This is a genomic window from Halomonas salipaludis, from assembly GCF_002286975.1.
GTDB classification, from domain to species: Bacteria; Pseudomonadota; Gammaproteobacteria; order Pseudomonadales; family Halomonadaceae; genus Franzmannia; species Franzmannia salipaludis.
Window position 1 is genome coordinate 434,623 of the sequence record NZ_NSKB01000004.1, and the last position, 15,492, is coordinate 450,114.

General features: G+C 67.3%; 15 protein-coding genes. 1 reads left to right on the forward strand and 14 read right to left on the reverse strand.

Annotation, left to right across the window (positions count from 1 at the left end; genetic code table 11):
* Positions 1-3 precede the first annotated feature (3 nt).
* On the reverse strand, positions 4-1,203 hold the full coding sequence (locus CK498_RS12445) for an HlyD family secretion protein (protein ID WP_217987767.1): 1,200 nt from the start codon (positions 1,201-1,203) through the stop codon (positions 4-6).
* 382 nt (positions 1,204-1,585) lie between these two features.
* Here CK498_RS12445 and CK498_RS12450 point away from each other — a divergent pair, with 382 nt between their 5' ends.
* Positions 1,586-1,897 (forward strand): Nif3-like dinuclear metal center hexameric protein, encoded by a 312-nt coding sequence (locus tag CK498_RS12450; RefSeq protein WP_095621168.1) that lies wholly within the window; start codon positions 1,586-1,588, stop codon positions 1,895-1,897.
* 77 nt (positions 1,898-1,974) lie between these two features.
* On the opposite strand, the gene tal is transcribed toward CK498_RS12450, so the two are convergent.
* The 13 genes from tal to CK498_RS12515 form a co-directional block, all read right to left on the reverse strand.
* Positions 1,975-2,937: a transaldolase gene (tal, locus tag CK498_RS12455; protein WP_095621169.1), complete on the reverse strand. Its 963-nt coding sequence runs from the start codon at positions 2,935-2,937 to the stop codon at positions 1,975-1,977.
* 44 nt (positions 2,938-2,981) lie between these two features.
* Entirely contained in the window at positions 2,982-4,472 is a 1,491-nt protein-coding gene (gene xylB / locus CK498_RS12460) for a xylulokinase (RefSeq protein WP_095621170.1), read from the reverse strand.
* Positions 4,472-5,959 carry a mannitol dehydrogenase family protein gene (locus CK498_RS12465; protein WP_095621171.1) on the reverse strand — a complete coding sequence of 496 codons (1,488 nt, stop codon included), beginning with the start codon at positions 5,957-5,959 and terminating at the stop codon, positions 4,472-4,474. The genes xylB and CK498_RS12465 overlap by 1 nt, the downstream gene beginning before the upstream one ends.
* A 45-nt stretch (positions 5,960-6,004) precedes the next feature.
* Positions 6,005-6,625 carry a nucleoside/nucleotide kinase family protein gene (locus CK498_RS12470; RefSeq protein WP_095621172.1) on the reverse strand — a complete coding sequence of 207 codons (621 nt, stop codon included), beginning with the start codon at positions 6,623-6,625 and terminating at the stop codon, positions 6,005-6,007.
* Positions 6,626-6,670: 45 nt separating this feature from the next.
* Complete coding sequence (locus CK498_RS12475) at positions 6,671-7,420, reverse strand: GolD/DthD family dehydrogenase (protein WP_095621173.1); 750 nt, start codon at positions 7,418-7,420, stop codon at positions 6,671-6,673.
* Positions 7,421-7,434: 14 nt separating this feature from the next.
* On the reverse strand, positions 7,435-8,730 hold the full coding sequence (locus CK498_RS12480; RefSeq protein ID WP_095621174.1) for a D-tagatose-bisphosphate aldolase, class II, non-catalytic subunit: 1,296 nt from the start codon (positions 8,728-8,730) through the stop codon (positions 7,435-7,437).
* On the reverse strand, positions 8,727-9,680 hold the full coding sequence (locus CK498_RS12485) for a sugar kinase (RefSeq protein ID WP_095621175.1): 954 nt from the start codon (positions 9,678-9,680) through the stop codon (positions 8,727-8,729). Before CK498_RS12485 ends, CK498_RS12480 begins: the two co-directional genes overlap by 4 nt.
* A 3-nt stretch (positions 9,681-9,683) precedes the next feature.
* A complete protein-coding gene (locus tag CK498_RS12490) occupies positions 9,684-10,472 on the reverse strand; it encodes an L-iditol 2-dehydrogenase (RefSeq protein ID WP_095621176.1) in 789 nt (262 codons plus the stop codon).
* Entirely contained in the window at positions 10,469-11,167 is a 699-nt protein-coding gene (locus tag CK498_RS12495; protein ID WP_095621334.1) for an HAD family hydrolase, read from the reverse strand. Before CK498_RS12495 ends, CK498_RS12490 begins: the two co-directional genes overlap by 4 nt.
* Positions 11,168-11,172: 5 nt before the next feature.
* Positions 11,173-12,315 (reverse strand): ABC transporter ATP-binding protein, encoded by a 1,143-nt coding sequence (locus tag CK498_RS12500; RefSeq protein WP_095621177.1) that lies wholly within the window; start codon positions 12,313-12,315, stop codon positions 11,173-11,175.
* Positions 12,316-12,372: 57 nt separating this feature from the next.
* Positions 12,373-13,191 (reverse strand): carbohydrate ABC transporter permease, encoded by an 819-nt coding sequence (locus tag CK498_RS12505; RefSeq protein WP_095621178.1) that lies wholly within the window; start codon positions 13,189-13,191, stop codon positions 12,373-12,375.
* Between the two features lie 15 nt (positions 13,192-13,206).
* Positions 13,207-14,094: a carbohydrate ABC transporter permease gene (locus CK498_RS12510; RefSeq protein ID WP_095621179.1), complete on the reverse strand. Its 888-nt coding sequence runs from the start codon at positions 14,092-14,094 to the stop codon at positions 13,207-13,209.
* A 67-nt stretch (positions 14,095-14,161) separates the two neighbouring features.
* Positions 14,162-15,472, reverse strand: coding sequence for an ABC transporter substrate-binding protein (locus CK498_RS12515; protein WP_095621180.1), 1,311 nt, complete (start codon positions 15,470-15,472; stop codon positions 14,162-14,164).
* Positions 15,473-15,492 lie beyond the last annotated feature (20 nt).

Consider the following 15,492-nt stretch of genomic DNA (forward strand, 5'->3'; position numbering starts at 1 on the left):
CCCTCAGTACAGGTAGGAGAGCCAGGCCCGCAGGCGCAGCAGGGCCGACGATAGCCAGGCGACGGGATTGTCGCGCCCCTGGGCGAAGACCACGACACTCACCTTGCCGCCGGCCCGCACCGCCCTCGGCCAGGCCTCCAGGCCGCCCTCCAACTCGATATGCACCGGCATGCGCCGCGCTGGCTCGAACCACTCATTGGCCGGCTGGTTCTGCATCAGCCCCCCCGTCGTGGGGCGGCCGGGGTCGATGCCCCAGGCGATACTCTGCACCCGTCCCTCGAAGACGCGCCCGGGCACGGCATCGAAGAGGATCGCCACCCGATCGCCGGGCGTCACGTTGCCGAGCTGGTTCTCGCGCAGGTCGGCGGTGATCCAGGCGCCACGGGCATCGAAGAAGGTGATGGCCGGTGTCCCCGGCGAGACGTAGGTCCCTACCGCCAGCTGCAGGTTGGTGACCGCCCCGCGGGTCGGTGCCGTCACCGTGGCCAGTTCGAGATCCAGTTGGGCCTGCTCGAGACGCACCTGAGCGGCCAGCACCTCGGGGTTGTCCAGGCCGCGCTCTCCCAACGCCAGCATGGCACTCTCCAGATCCGCCTCGGCGCGCGCCACCCCCGCCTGGGCGCTACGCAGCTCGGCTCGGGCATTGTCCGCGTCCACCTGGGCGACCAGGTCACGCCTGGCCAGCGACAGGATGCGATTGGTGGACGCCCGGACATTCTCCAGCTCCACGCGTGCCTGGGTGACCACCGCCTGGGAGGCCATGATCGAGGCGGCCGAGGCCTCGGTGGCCTGCATCGCCTGGGCCAGGTCAGCCTCGGCCCGGCGCACCGCCAGCTCGAAGGGACGGGTATCGAGCCGGAACAGCGGCCTCCCCGCCTCCACCACCTCCCCGTCCTGGACGAAGACCTCGGTGACCTGGCCGGCGACCCGAGGCGTGAGCTGAGCCAGGTAACCGGACACCGCGCCACGCGACGAATAGGGGGCCAGCCGATCAGTGACCACGTACCAGGCGACCAGCACCAGCATGACCAGTACCACGAGCGCGGCGATCTTGCGGGCCGGGTTCTTGGGGGGAGAATCGCCCGCTGGTGACACCGCCAAGGTCGCGGCGTCCTGATCGTGGTGGGTCTCGTCCGAGACAGGCGCCGGCGCCTGGTCCACCGCGTCGCCCTGAGAAGGGGTTGAAGAAGGTTCCTGGGTCATAGGTACATCCATCCGTTGCCCGACAGTGTCGCGATGTCCCCGCGGGGGAGACGGGAGATGTTGCCCCTGTCAAAGCCTAGCCCAGTCGGCGCCTTCAACACATACATTCAAAAACGAATGTAAACATACCTTCCACGTCCTCTTGGGTCAACGCCACGACCCGCCGTCGCTATCCCGCCTCCAGCCGGGCCAGCGTCCGCTCCACGCCGCAGCGATAGCCGCCGCCAAGTGGCAATGGCTCCGCAGTGTCAGCATTTCCAGCAGTTCGGCAAGTCCAGCTTCAATGGCATCCTCTCCTTGACGTGACATGGGTGGTGCGGGGGTGACCTCACCCCCGCCCTGTGGCACAAGGGTAAAGGTTGACCCACAGAGGAGACGAGCGATGTACAAGCTGGCCTTCTTCGTCCCGGTAGAGGACGCCGAAGCCGTCAAGGAAGCGATCTTCGCCACCGGTGCCGGACGCATCGGCGACTACGAGGCGTGCTGCTTCCAGACCCCGGGCACCGGACAGTTCCGCCCCCTGGCCGGGGCCAACCCGCATATCGGCACCGTGGGCGACCTGGAACGGGTGGAGGAGCTCAAGGTGGAACTGGTATGCGCGGATCATCTGATCCGCGCGGCGGTGGCGGCGCTCAGGACCGCCCACCCTTACGAGGAGCCGGCCTTCGACGTCTGGAAGCTGGAGAGTTTCTGACATCCTAGCCCACAGCCAGGCCGGTATGACTCGACGAGAAGGCCCCGCGACGGGCTCGTGGGGCCATCATCGGGGGATCACCCCAGGCGCTCGTCGATCAGCGTCTCGAGGGCGGCCTGGTCGTCATGGAAACGGCGAATGCCTTCGGCCAGCTTGTCGTTGGCCATGGCGTCCTGGTTGTGACCCCAGCGGAACGCCGCCTCACCGAGAGGTGGCGTCGGTGCGGGGTCAGCAGCGGGTTGCATGGCGATCTTGGGCGCTACCTCGCCGTCGCGTGCTGCCAGCTCTTCGAGCAGCGCCGGCGAGATGGTCAACCGCGGGCAACCGGCCAGCGCCAGCACCTGGCCGGTGGTGCGAAAGCTGGCGCCCATCACCACCGTCTCATAGCCGCCGCGATTGGCCCGCTCACACACGCCACGCACGAACTGCACGCCGGGATCCTCGTCGGGCGCATAGTCGCGGCCGGTCTCCTTCTTGTACCAGTCGGTGACGCGCCCGACGAAGGGCGAGATCAGAAACACCCCGGCGTCGAAACAGGCCTGGGCCTGGGCCTCGCTGAATAGCAGCGTCAAGTTGCACTGGATGCCCTCGCGCTCCAGTACCTCGGCGGCGCGAATGCCCTCCCAGGTCGAGGCCAGCTTGATCAGCACCCGCTCCGGCCCCACACCGTGGCGGTCGTAGAGGTCCACCAGCTCATGCGCCTTGCGGATGCTGGCCTGGGTATCGAAGGAGAGCCGCGCCGCCACCTCGGTGGAGACGCGCCCCGGCACCAGCCGGCTGATCTCGCTGCCGATTGCCACCGCCAGCCGATCCACGGCGTGAGCCAGGCGCGTGTCGTGATCCACGCCTTCCGCCTTGACCGCCGCCAGCTCGGCGTCGATCAGGTCCTGATAGCCAGGCAGCGCGAAGGCCTTGAGCAGCAGCGAAGGATTGGTGGTGGCATCCTGCGGCTGGTAGCGGCGGATTGCCTCGAGATCGCCAGTGTCGGCGACCACCAGCGAATGGCGTTTGAGCTGTTCGAGTTGGCTCGTGGACGTCATGTGATAGCGCTCCTGGTAAAAAGAGTAACGAAAGTGACGGCGGGTCAAGGCGCCAGGGCGTGGCGCTCGGCCAGCGCCTGGTGGTAGCGCGCATAGACCTCGCGATAGGCCGCCACCGCGCCCGGTTCGGGCTCGGCCAGCGAGCCGGCGTCGAGGTGCACCAGCCGTGCGCACAATGCCTCCAGCGTCACCCCGTGGGCATGCTGATGGCACCAGGCCGCCTGCAGCGCGGCCCCTAGCGCCGCGGCATCGGTGACCTCGGGGCAGATCACCGGTGTGGCGGTGACATCGGCGACCATCTGCCGCCATACCGGGCTCTTGGCCCCGCCGCCGATCAGGCGGATCTGGCTGGCCCCCTCGGCCAGCGAGCCGAACAGGTCGAGGCCGTAGCGCAGGCCGAAGGTCGCTCCCTCCATCACCGCACGGCACAGGTTGGCCTGGGTGACGTTGGCACCGCTCAGGCCGAGAAAGCTCGCCGTGGCCTCGGGCAGCATCGGCACCCGCTCGCCGTTGAAGAACGGCAGCGCCGTCACGCCCTCGGCGCCCACCGGGGCGCTGGCGATGCGCTCACCGAAGGTGGCGAGGTCGAGGCCGAACAGCTCGCGCACCCGAGTGGTGGCCGAAGTGACGTTCATGGTGCAGATCAACGGTAGCCAGCCGCCGGTGCTCGAGCAGAAGTTGGCAACCATGGCACTGTCGGCGATCACCGGCGCCGGTGAGTAGGCACACAGCGTACCCGAGGTGCCCAGGCTCATGGTGATAAGCCCCGGGGTGATGTTGCCGGTACCGATGGCGCCAAGCATATTGTCGCCGCCGCCGCTCGACACCAGCACCTCCGGCGACAGGCCGAGTTCGCGCGCCAGCGCCGGGCGCAGCATGCCGGCCGGCTCGCTGGCCTCGATGATGCGCGGTAGCACCCGTGCGGGGTCGAGTTCGGGGGCGATGGCGGCGAACACATCCTCGCGCCAGGTGCGCGCCCGGGTGTCGAAGTAGCCGGTGCCCGAGGCATCGCCGGCCTCGGTAACCCGCTCGCCGGTGAGCCAGAAGTTGAGGTAGTCGTGGGGCAGCAGCAGGCTCGCGATGCGCCGGTATGCCGCCGGCTCGCGCTCGCGCAGCCAGGCCAGCTTGGAGGCGGTGTAGCCGGTCTGCAGCACCAGGCCGAGCTTGTCGAGGCAGCCGGCTTCGCCGCCCAGCTGTTCGACCAGGGCGGCATTGTGGGCGGCGGTCTCGGTATCGCACCACAGCTTGGCCGGATAGACCGGCTCGCCGCTGTCATCCAACGCCACCAGCCCGTGCTGCTGGCCGGAGACGCCAATGGCGCGTATCGCCAGCGGGTCGATGGCCGCCAGGCCCAGCGCCTCGCCGAGGGCGCCGCGCAGCGCCGTGACCCACTCGCCGGGGTCCTGCTCGCGGCGGCCATGGTCGCCCTCGATCAGCGAATGCGGCCGGCTGGCCTCAGCGAGAATCGTACCGCCTTCGACGTCAACCACCACCACCTTGGTACTCTGGGTTCCGCAATCCACCCCGATATACATCATGCCGTCCCTTTCGACTGAATCAGTGTCTCGAGGGTAGCGCGTGCGCCGCGTTCTTGCAGCGAGGCAAGCGTCGCCAGATAGGCGTCGCGGAAGCGCGACTGCTCGGCGAGGTCGCCGAACAGCTCGGCATTCTCGATAAAGGCGGTCGGCTGCTCGCGATTACGCTGCGCCAAGGCCATCAATGGTTCCTTGAGGCGATCCACCACCTCGATGGGCTGGCCCTGTTCGTCGACGCCCTCGACATAGCGCGCCCAGCTCGCCACCACCGCCGCGCTGAGGCGGATCTGGCCGCCGCGGGCCAGCTGGTCGCGGATCACCGGGACCAGCCACTTGGGAATCCGGTCGGAGCTCTCCGCGCACAGCCGCGCCAGGGTGTCCTTGATCTGCGGATTGGCGAAGCGCTCGATCAGCGTCAGGCGATACTGCTCGAGGTCGACGCCCGGCACGGCGGCCAGGGTCGGGCTGCCCTCCTCGCGCATGTAGGCGAGCAGGAAATCGACGAACAGCGGATCCTGGCAGACCTCGTGGGCGTAGCGGTAGCCGGCCAGGTAGCCGAAATAGCACAGCGCCTGGTGGCTGGCGTTGAGCAGCCGCAGCTTCATCAGCTCGTAGGGCTCGACGTCCTCGACCACCTGCACCCCGGCCCGCTCGAAGGCCGGCCGCCCGGCGCCGAAGTGATCCTCCAGCACCCACTGGGTGAATGGCTCGCAGACCACCGGCCAGGCGTCGCTGACGCCGAAGCGGGCGGCCAGTTCGTCGATGTCGGCCTGAGCGGTCACCGGGGTGATGCGGTCGACCATCGAGTTGGGAAACGCCACCTCGGCGGCCAGCCACTCGCCCAGCTCAGCGTCCCGAGCCCGGGCATAGGCGCTGAACATGCGCTTGGCGACATCACCATTGCCCTGGATATTGTCGCAGGACATCACCGTGAACGGGGCGATGCCCCGGGCACGACGCCGCACCAGCGCTTCCACCACCAGGCCGAAGGTCGTGCTCGGCCGGCTCGGCGCGGCGAGGTCGGCACGCACCTGGGGGTTGTCGAAATCGAACTCGCCGCTCACCGGGTGGAAGTTGTAGCCGCCCTCGGTGACGGTCAGCGAGACGATACGGATCGCCGGGTCAGTCATGCGTTCGATCACCGCCTCGAGGTCGTCCGGCGCGAACAGGTAGTCGATCATGCTGCCGATGACCCGCGGCTCGTGGCGGCCGTCGGGGTGCTTGACCACCAGGGTATAGAGGTAATCCTGGGCCGCCAGTGCCTGCTGCATGCGCTTGTCGCCGGGCATCACCCCGACCCCGACGATGCCCCAGTCAAGGGCCTCGTCCTGGTTCATCAAGCTATCCAGGTACATGGCCTGGTGGGCGCGGTGAAAGCCCCCCACGCCGATATGCACGATCCCCGCAGTGACGGCACTGCGGGCGTAGCACGGGCGGGCCACCTCGGCGGGCAGGCTGGGCAGCGTGGTGGTGTCGAGGGGTGTCATGGCGTGTCTCCAGTGCAAGAGTGTTCGGCCCGCCAGGGCCCGGCGTCAGCGCCAGACCAGATCGGGGGTTCGTGAATGCCGCTTGACCAGCCGCGCATTCAGCATGTCCTTGTTGCGCGCCTTGTCGAGGGCCGCCGCGGGGTCCTGGCCCATGCCCCGCCAGCGCTCCACCAGGCGTCGTTCGAGTTCGTCGTCATCAACCTCGAGCATCACGCTGAGGTCGAACAGTGGCGCCAGATCGCGCCACGGCGCCTGGTCGAGCAGCAGGTAGTTGCCCTCGACCAGGATAATGCGGTGTTCCCGCGCGACGATGCGCCCACCGGCCCGGGCCAGATCGAGGGGGCGGTCGAAGACCGGTACCGCGACCGCTGCGTCGGCGCGGCGAATGCGCAGCAGGTCGGCATGCAGGCCAGCGACGTCGAAGGTGTGCGGTGCGCCCTTGAACGGGACCTGCTCGGCGCCCAGCACCGCATTGTCGAAGTGGTAGCCATCCATCGGCACCACCACCACCTGGCCGGGCAGCTCGGCATCGATGGCCTGCCACAGCTGCTCCGACAGCGTCGACTTGCCGGCCCCCGGCGGGCCGGCCAGGGCGACCACGAAGCGCTCGGCATCCGCCGCGGCGGCGGTGATGCGCTGGGCAATGGCATGCAGTTCTTGGCTCACGTGCAGCTCTCCTTTGCGAATCAACGAAGGCCCATGATGCCGCGCCTAGATCGCCGTGTAACCGCCGTCGATGCGCAGATCGGCACCGTTGACCATGGCCGCCTCGCGAGCCGCCAGATACATCACGGCGGCGGCAATCTCCTCCGGCTGGGCGAAACGCCGGGTGGGAATCAGCGCCTTCATGCGCTCGCCCTTCTCTCCCGCCCAGCCGTAGCGGCCCAGCTCGGTCTCGACCACAGTGGGCGACACTGCGTTGACGGTGATCCCCCGTGGCCCCCACTCCAACGCCAGGGTACGGGTCAGGCCCAGCACCCCGGCCTTGCTGGTGCAGTAGGCCAGGTGGCCATCGAGGCCGACACTGGCCGCCTGGGAGGCCAGGTTGACGATGCGTCCTGCGCCGCGCGCCAGCATGGCCTTGCCGACCTCGCGGCAGAACAGAAAGACACCACGCAGATTGACCGCCTGGGTCTGGTCCCAGAGCTCGCTGGACATCGCCTCGGCGGCATCCAGCGGGCCGATGCCGGCGTTGTTGACCAGCACGTCGATGCCGCCGAAATGCCGGCAGGCCTCGGCCACGCTGGCCATGACGGCGGCCTCGTCGGCCACGTCGTGCACTGCGACCAGCGCTTCGCCGGGCAGCGCGGCGGCCAGTTCATGCAGCGACTCGCTGCGGTCCACCAGCACCAGCCGCGCGCCGCTGGCGGCGAAGCGTTCGGCAAGCGACTTGCCGATGCCGTTGGCGGCGCCGGTGATCAGCACCACCTGGCCCGCGAAATCGAACTGCAGATTGCCCATCGGTTCTCTCCTGATCAGCCCACGGCGCGCCGGCCAGGCGGCGCACAGGCCTCGGCGTAGGCACCCAGGGTGCGGTCGATATGGTGGCGCACCAGCGCGCGGGCATCGGCGGTCAGCTCAGCGCGGCGGATCGCCTGATACTGCTGCGGCAGGTACTGGCTGATCAGCGTCGGCGGTATCACTGTCGCGTCGAGCGCATCGAACAGCGCCTCGACCGCAGCGGTCACCTCGGGCTGCGCCCAGTAGTAGCGACTGCGGTCGCTGAGACTGTAGCGACGGGCGAAGCGCTGCTCGTCGCCACTCCCCTCGTAGTAGGCCTGCCAGTAGCGCGGCTCGACGCGCATGGCCACCTCCAGGGTTTCGCGCAGCGGCGTCTTCCACGCCACCGCTGGCGCTTCCAGGGCAATATGGTCGAGGGCGAACAGCGCCTCGCGCAGAGCGAAGGTCAGCGCCGGCCCCACCTTGAGGATCGCGAAGTGCCCCTTCACCAGCGCGCGGTAGGCGCGCGGCGTCTGGTAATCGGTGGAGTGGGCCTCGAACACCAGGTTGGGCCAGGCGTGGATGGCGGCGCTCAGCTCAGCGGCGGCGGCCGGCACGAAGTCGATCACCTCGGTATGGCCGAACTCCACCCCAGGCTGCACCACTACCCCACGCACGCGCTGCCAGGCCTCACTCAGCCCATGGGCCGCAAACACCTGGCGATGGGTCTCGAGGGTCGCCTGCAGCTCGGCGGTACCGGTCACGGCAAGGCTGTCGAGGTGTTCCTGGGCACCGCCGGGCACCGGCACCTCGGTGCCGATCACATAGCGCAGCTGCACACGGCCCTCCCCTGCGGCCTGCTCGGCGGCCTGGGCCAGGCGCGCGGCCCGGGCCGCCACCGTGGCATCGTCGAGCGCCGGCGGGTCATCGGCGCAAGGCATGCTGGCGTCGAGATGCAGCTTGGTAAAACCGGCCGCGGCGTAGGCCGCTACCATCGCTTCGGCCTTGGCCATGGCTGCCTCGGCGGACTCGGCTTGCCACGGCGACGGCCCCAGATGGTCGCCGCCGAGGATCAGCTGCGCCTCGGGCAAGCCCCACCGTGCCGCCAGGGCCAGCACCCGGTCGCGAAAGTCGACCGGCGTCATGCCGGTATAGCCGCCCTGCTGATTGACCTGGTTGCAGGTCGCCTCGACCAGCAGCGGCGTGGCATCGGCCAGGGCTCGCTCGATGGCGGCCTCGAGCACCAGCGGGTGGGCCGAGCACACCGAGGGAATGCCGCACATCTCGCCGCGCCGGTTGGCGGCTACGATCTCGTCGAGAGGATGAGTCATTGCGTCTCTCCCGCAGCGGCGAGCCGCTGCTCCAGGGTGGCAAGGTCGCTGCAGCCCTCCATCGGCCCCAGTACCGTCACGGCATGGGCGCCAGCGGCATTGGCCAGCCGCAACGCCTGGTGAAGCTCGCGGCCAGCGGCCAGGGCGGCGATCAGCGCACCGCCGAAGCAGTCGCCGGCGCCGGTGGGGTCGACCTCCTCCACGCTAAGGCCGGGCACCTCGATCACCTCGCTGGCGGTGTAGGCCCGGCAGCCCGCCGCGGCCCGCTTGAGCACCAGCAGCGACATGCGGTGCTCGGCCATCAACCGCGCCACGCTGGCGTCCATGTCTTCTCCCGCAACGGCCAGCCATTCAAGGTCAGCATCGCTGGGCAGGAAGATATCGCAGCCGGCGACGAGCTCGAGCAGCGCCTCGCGTACGCCGGGACGCTCGATCAGCTCGTCGCGCACATTGGGGTCGAAGCTGATCCGCCCGCCGTTGGCCCTGACCCGCGCCACCAGCCGTCGCACGATGTCGATGGCCGCCGGCGACGACAGCGACGAGCCCATCACGTGGCAGTAGCGGCACGCCGCCAGCCGCTCCAGCTGATCCTCGTCGAGGGTCTGCTGGCCGGCAGCGCTGTGCGCCAGGTTGAAGATGAAGCGGCGGCTGCCGTCGGCCTGGTAGCTGACGAAGGCGCTGCCGGTGGGTCGCTCGGCATCGCGCTGCACGGCGCCAACATCGATGCCGTCATCGCGCAGGCGGGCGACGATCAGGTCGCCGAAGCCGTCGTCACCCACGCGTCCGGCATAGGCGACCCGCGCGCCCATGCGTGCCGCCTGGGAGGCGAAGATCGCCGGGGCGCCACTGGCAAAGGGGCCGTGGAAGCGACCGGCAGCGTCGAAGCGCTGGTTACGGGCCTCGGCCATGAACTCGGCGAGCAGCTCGCCGCTGGTGGTGATATCGAACATGGCTCAGCTCATCCAGTTGCCGCCGTCGACGTTCAGCGTTTGGGCCACCACGTACTCGCTGTCGTCGCAGGCCAGGAACACCGCCGCGCCAATATAGTCCTCCGGGCGCCCCATGCGCCCATAGGGCACCGCCTCGCCGACCAGGCGCTTCTTCTCGCCCAGCGGCCGCCCTTCATAGCGGGCGAACAGCGCGTCGACCTCCGCCCACATTGGCGTGTCGACCACCCCAGGGGCGATGCCGTTGACGCGAATGCCGTGCTTGATCAGATCCAGTGCGCAGGACTGGGTGAGGCTGATAACCGCCGCCTTGGTGGCGCAATACATGCTCACCAATGCCTCGCCGCGGCGCCCGGCCTGGGACGACATATTGATGATCGCCCCACCCTGGCCGCGCGCCACCATCGCCCTGGCCACCGCCTGCAGGGTAAAGAACAGGCCCTTGACGTTGACGTTGAACTGCTTGTCGTAGCTGGCTTCGGTCACCTCGAGTACCGGCTGCATGTCGAATAGCGCGGCGTTGTTGACCAGGATATCGATGCCGCCGAAGCGCTCGCTGACCTCCGCCACCATGGCCTCGATGGCCTGATGGTCGCAGACGTCGAGGCGCACCCCCATCAGACGTCCCGCGCTCTGGCCATCAGCATCGAGGGTCATCAGTGCCGCATCGATGGCGGCCTGATCGATATCGGCGATGACCAGCTTGGCGCCCTGGGCCAGGTAGCCCTGGGCAATGGCCAGGCCGATCCCACGGGCGCCGCCGGTAATCACCGCGACCTTGTCTTTTAGTTTCATTTCTTGCGTCTCCTTGAAGGAAGGCTCAGCGCGGCACCCCGCCAGTCGCTGACCAGCTCGGCCAGATGCTGCATATGCTCGATCACCCGCCAGGCGCCGGCGGCCTCCAGCCGCGCGGCCTGGCCGGCCTCGATATGACTGGCACCGATGAAGCCCACCACGGTCATGCCGGCGGCGTGGGCCGCGGTAACCCCGGCAACACTATCCTCAATCACCAGGCACTCACCGACCGCCACGCCCAGCCGCGTGGCGGCCAAGCGGTAGAGCGCCGGGTCGGGTTTGGGGTGCTCGACCTCATCGGCAGTGAAGATCGGCGCCTCGCCGAGCAGGGCATCCAGCCCGGTGCAGGCCAGCGAGGCCTCCACCCGCTGGCGGCGGCTGTTAGAGACCACCGCCTTGGGCAGCGGGATGGCGCTGATGGCCGCCGCGACACCGGGCATCGCCTGCAGCTCCTCGGCCAGCCGCGCCTCAATGGTGGTATCGACGCGCTGGGTGGCATCGGCAGGCAGCCGGTGGCGGCTCTGCAACTCGAGATGGTGCAGGATATTGGCGGTGGTCATGCCCAGCGCCTGACGCAGCACGTTCTCGGTATCCAGGTCGGGCAACCACTCACCAAGCAGTTCGATCAGCGTCGCCTCGGCAATCGCCTCGCTGTCGACCAGTACTCCGTCGCAGTCGAAGATCAGGGTCTGCACGGCGTTCATGCGCCGTCCTCGGGGCGCGCACGGCTGTCCTGGCGCACCAGCCGCGACAGCGGATGGCGCTGCAGGCTGGTCAGCGCCATACCCTCGGTATCGAACAAGTGCGCCCGCTGCGGATCAAAGCCGAAACGTACGCGGTCATTGACGCGATGTTCGACATCGCCATCGGCCATCAGGGTGATCAGTTGCTCGCCCATCTGTAGGTAGAGCGAGGTCTGCCCCCCCAGCCGTTCGAGAACCTGAATGCGCCCCTCCAGCGGCCCCTCTTCATCCAGCACCAGGTGCTCGGGACGGATCCCCAGCTCGAGTGGCTCGCCACCACTCAGGCCCTCCCCCTTCACCGGCACCTTGCGCTGGCCGCCACCGGGCAGCTGTACCTCGACGCCATCGGTGTCGGCGGTGCTGCAGGTCACCGGCAGGAAGTTCATCTTCGGCGAGCCGATGAAGCCGGCCACGAAGCGGTTGCGCGGATGATGGTAGAGCTCCATTGGCGAGCCGACCTGCTCCACCTCCCCCGCCTGCAGCACCACGATCTTGTCGGCCATGGTCATGGCCTCGATCTGGTCGTGGGTGACGTAGATCATGGTCGCGTCGAGTTCCTCGTGCAGACGCGCCAGCTCGATGCGCATCTGCACCCGCAGCGCCGCGTCGAGGTTGGAGAGCGGCTCGTCGAACAGGAAGATGCTGGGGTTGCGCACGATGGCACGGCCGATCGCCACCCGCTGGCGCTGGCCGCCGGAGAGCGCCTTGGGCTTGCGGTCGAGCAGCGGCTCGAGCTGCAGGATCCTGGCCGCCTCGCGCACCTTGTCGCGACGCTGCTCCTTGCCGACGCCAGCCAGGCGCAGGCTGAAGCCCATGTTGTCCTCGACGGTCATGTGCGGATACAGCGCGTAGCTCTGAAACACCATCGCCAGGCCACGGTCGGCGGGCCCAACCTCGTTGATGCGCTCGCCGTCGATGACGATGTCACCGGAGGTGGCGCTCTCGAGCCCGGCGATGATGCGCAGCAATGTCGACTTGCCGCAGCCCGAAGGGCCGACGAAGACCACGAACTCGCGGTCGTTGACCTCCAGGTCGATGCCCTTGAGCACCTCGGTGTCATCGAAGCGTTTGGCGACTTGCGTGAGTTGTAGGGTAGCCATGTGAATCGTCCTTTACTTGACGGCGCCGGAGGTCAGCCTCTCGGCATCGTCGAATACCTATTTCACCGCGCCGAAGGTCAGGCCACGGACCATCTGTTTCTGAGTCAACCAACCGAAGATCAAGATCGGCGCGACCGCCATGGTCGAGGCCGCCGACAGCTTGGCCCAGAACAACCCTTCGGGACTGGAGAACGAGGCGATATAGGCGGTCAGCGGCGCTGCCCGCGAACTGGTCAGATTGAGACTCCAGAAGGCCTCGTTCCAACTCAGGATCACCGATAGCAAGCCGGTTGAGGCAATCCCCGGCAGGGTCAACGGGATCAGCAGAAAGAGAATCTCCTGATGAGTGCTCGCGCCGTCCATGCGACCTGCCTCGAGGATGTCCTTGGGCAGATCCTTGAAGAAGGTGTAGAGCATCCAGATCACGATCGGCAGGTTCATCAGGGTGTATACGACGATCAAGCCGGTACGCGTGTCGAGCATGCCCAGGTCGCGGAAAATCAGGTAAATCGGCACCAGCACGCCCACCGGCGGCAGCATCTTGGTGGAGAGCATCCACAGCAGCGTGCCCTTGGTGCGCTTGGTGGGCAGGAAGGCCATCGAGTAGGCCGAAGGAATGCCAATCAATAGCGCCAGCAGGGTCGAACCAAAGGCAACGTAGACACTGTTGAGGGCAAAGTGGAAATAGTTGGCACGACTCTGGATCGCGGCATAGCTGTCCAGCGTCGGCGTGAAGAACAGGGTCGGATCGGCGATCGCCTGGGCTTCGGTCTTGAAGCCAGTGAGGAACATCCACAGGATCGGGAAGAAGATCACGAAGGTGATGCTCCAGGCCACCACGGCCAACACCAGACGCTGTGTACGAGAGGTATTCATTAGCGACTCCTAGCGTCAGTCTTCGAGATTCTTCGCAACCATGCGAATCAGGAAGATCGCCACGATATTGGCCAGGATGATGGCGATGACACCACCCGCAGAGGCACCGCCGACATCGAACTCCAGCAGCGCGCGTATATAGATCAGGAAGGCCAGGTTGGTGGTAGCCAGTCCCGGTCCGCCGGAGGTGGTGACATAGATCTCGGCGAAGATGGTCAGCAGGAAGATCATCTGGATCATGATCACCACGCTGATCGCGCGCTTGAGGTGCGGCAGGGTGATGAAGAAGAACACCGCCACCGGGCCGGCGCCGTCCATACGCGCCGCCTCGACCTGGTCGTCGTCCAGCGACTGCATGGCGGTCAGCAGGATCAGCAGTGCAAACGGCAGCCACTGCCAGGCGACAATGATGATGATCGACAGCAGCGGGAAGGAGGAGAACCAGTCTATCGCCGGTAGCCCGAACAGCCCGGTGAACCAGGCCAGTACGCCATTGACCGGATGCATCATCATGTTCTGCCAGATCAGTGCACTGACCGTGGGCATGATGAAGAACGGCGAGATCGCCAGTACCCGCGCCACGCCGCGGCCCAAGAACTCCTGCTGGTAGAGCACCGCCAGCAGGGTTCCGCCGATCACCGAGATCGCCAGCACCGAGCCGACCAGTACCAGGGTGGTGCCCATGGCCCGCCATAGCGCCGGGTCGGTGAACAGATATCGATAGTTTTCCAGGCCGGCGAACTGCTCCATGCCTGGCATCATCAGGTTGTAGCGCTGGAAGGAGAACCATAGGGTCATGCCCAGTGGAATCAGCATCCAGATCAGCAGCAGTGTGACGGCGGGCGCCTGCAGCGACAGGCTACGCAGGCCACCGACAGTTCGCCCGGAAGCTCGAGTACGCATGGTGTTACCACTCGGGATTGAGATACGAAGGTCGGCCGGGGAGCCCCGGCCGACTCAGGACAGACGATCAGTCGTAGTAGCCCGCCTGACGCATGGAGCGCTCGGCGCTGCGCTGTGCCGACTCCAAGGCCTGCTCGACCGGCATCTGCCCGGTGAGTGCCGCGGCGACCGACTGTCCGACCTGGGTGCCGATGGCCTGGAACTCGGGAATGCCGACGAACTGCACACCGGTGTACGGTGACGGTTTGAGCGTCGAGTCGGTGGGGTCGGCGTTCTGCATCGCCTCGAGCACGAAGCTGGCAAACGGTGCCGCCTCGATATAGCGCTCGTCCTCATAGGTCGAGGCACGGGTGCCCGGCGGCACGCTGGTCCAGCCTTCGGTCTCGCCGACCAGCTCGATGTACTCCTGCGATGTCGCCCAGGTCACGAACTGCTTGGCGGCATCCTGCTCTTCCGAAGAGGCCGGGATCGCCAGCGCCCAGGACCACAGCCAGTGCGAGCCCTTCGGCGTTTCAGCCACCGGCGCCTGAGAGAAGCCGAGCACCTCGGCGACGTCAGACTCGCGCGGATCATAGATACGGCCCGCCGCCGAGGTGGCGTCGATCCACATGCCGCAGCGGCCGCTGGAGAACAGCGCCTGGTTCTCATTGAAGCCATTGGAGCTAGCCCCCGGCGGGCCATAGTTGCTCATCAGGTCGACGTAGAAGCTGATCGCTTCCTGCCACTCGGGGGAGTTGATCTCGGGGTTCCAGTCCTCATCGAACCAGCGACCGCCAAAGGTGTTGACCAGGGTCGAGACGAAGGCCATGTTCTCGCCCCAGCCCGCTTTACCGCGCAGACAGATGCCGTAGAGGCGATTGTCGGGATCGTGGATCTGCCCGGCCCACTCGTAGACCTCGTCCCAGCTCGGCTGGTCAGGCATCTCGATGCCGTGCTCCTCGAACAGGTCGGTGCGGTAGTAGAGCATCGAGCTTTCGCCGTAGAACGGCAGCGCATGCAGGGTGCCGTCGTGGCTCAAGCCATCGCGCACCGGGCGCAGCAGGTCGTCGACCTGATACTCCTCGGGCAAGTCATCTAGCGGCACCAACCAGCCGCGCTCGGCCCAGATCGGCGCCTCGTAAGTGCCGATGGTCATGACGTCGAACTGGCCGCCGCCGGTGGCAATGTCGGTGGTCAGACGCTGACGCAGCACGTTCTCCTCGAGCACCACCCAGTTGAGGGTGATGCCGGGGTGAGCCTGCTCGAACTCGTCAGTCAGGCTCTGCATGATCACCATGTCATTGTTGTTGACCGTGGCGACGGTGATTTCCTGGGCGTGGGCCGCGGCCGAGACCGCCACCGCCAGGGTCGCCAACGGCAAGGCGTGGGAGAGTTTCATGGAGTGCTCCTTGGTAACGC

Excerpts from the sequence above, each read along its gene's own strand:
- CK498_RS12475 (WP_095621173.1), bottom strand. The coding sequence starts at position 7,420 with ATGGGCAATCTGCAGTTCGATTTCGCGGGCCAGGTGGTGCTGATCACC.
- tal (WP_095621169.1), bottom strand. The coding sequence starts at position 2,937 with ATGACGTCCACGAGCCAACTCGAACAGCTCAAACGCCATTCGCTGGTG.
- CK498_RS12480 (WP_095621174.1), bottom strand. The coding sequence starts at position 8,730 with ATGACTCATCCTCTCGACGAGATCGTAGCCGCCAACCGGCGCGGCGAG.
- CK498_RS12500 (WP_095621177.1), bottom strand. The coding sequence starts at position 12,315 with ATGGCTACCCTACAACTCACGCAAGTCGCCAAACGCTTCGATGACACC.
- CK498_RS12485 (WP_095621175.1), bottom strand. The coding sequence starts at position 9,680 with ATGTTCGATATCACCACCAGCGGCGAGCTGCTCGCCGAGTTCATGGCC.
- xylB (WP_095621170.1), bottom strand. The coding sequence starts at position 4,472 with ATGTATATCGGGGTGGATTGCGGAACCCAGAGTACCAAGGTGGTGGTG.
- CK498_RS12450 (WP_095621168.1), top strand. The coding sequence starts at position 1,586 with ATGTACAAGCTGGCCTTCTTCGTCCCGGTAGAGGACGCCGAAGCCGTC.
- CK498_RS12515 (WP_095621180.1), bottom strand. The coding sequence starts at position 15,472 with ATGAAACTCTCCCACGCCTTGCCGTTGGCGACCCTGGCGGTGGCGGTC.
- CK498_RS12445 (WP_217987767.1), bottom strand. The coding sequence starts at position 1,203 with ATGACCCAGGAACCTTCTTCAACCCCTTCTCAGGGCGACGCGGTGGAC.
- CK498_RS12465 (WP_095621171.1), bottom strand. The coding sequence starts at position 5,959 with ATGACACCCCTCGACACCACCACGCTGCCCAGCCTGCCCGCCGAGGTG.
- CK498_RS12505 (WP_095621178.1), bottom strand. The coding sequence starts at position 13,191 with ATGAATACCTCTCGTACACAGCGTCTGGTGTTGGCCGTGGTGGCCTGG.
- CK498_RS12510 (WP_095621179.1), bottom strand. The coding sequence starts at position 14,094 with ATGCGTACTCGAGCTTCCGGGCGAACTGTCGGTGGCCTGCGTAGCCTG.
- CK498_RS12490 (WP_095621176.1), bottom strand. The coding sequence starts at position 10,472 with ATGAAACTAAAAGACAAGGTCGCGGTGATTACCGGCGGCGCCCGTGGG.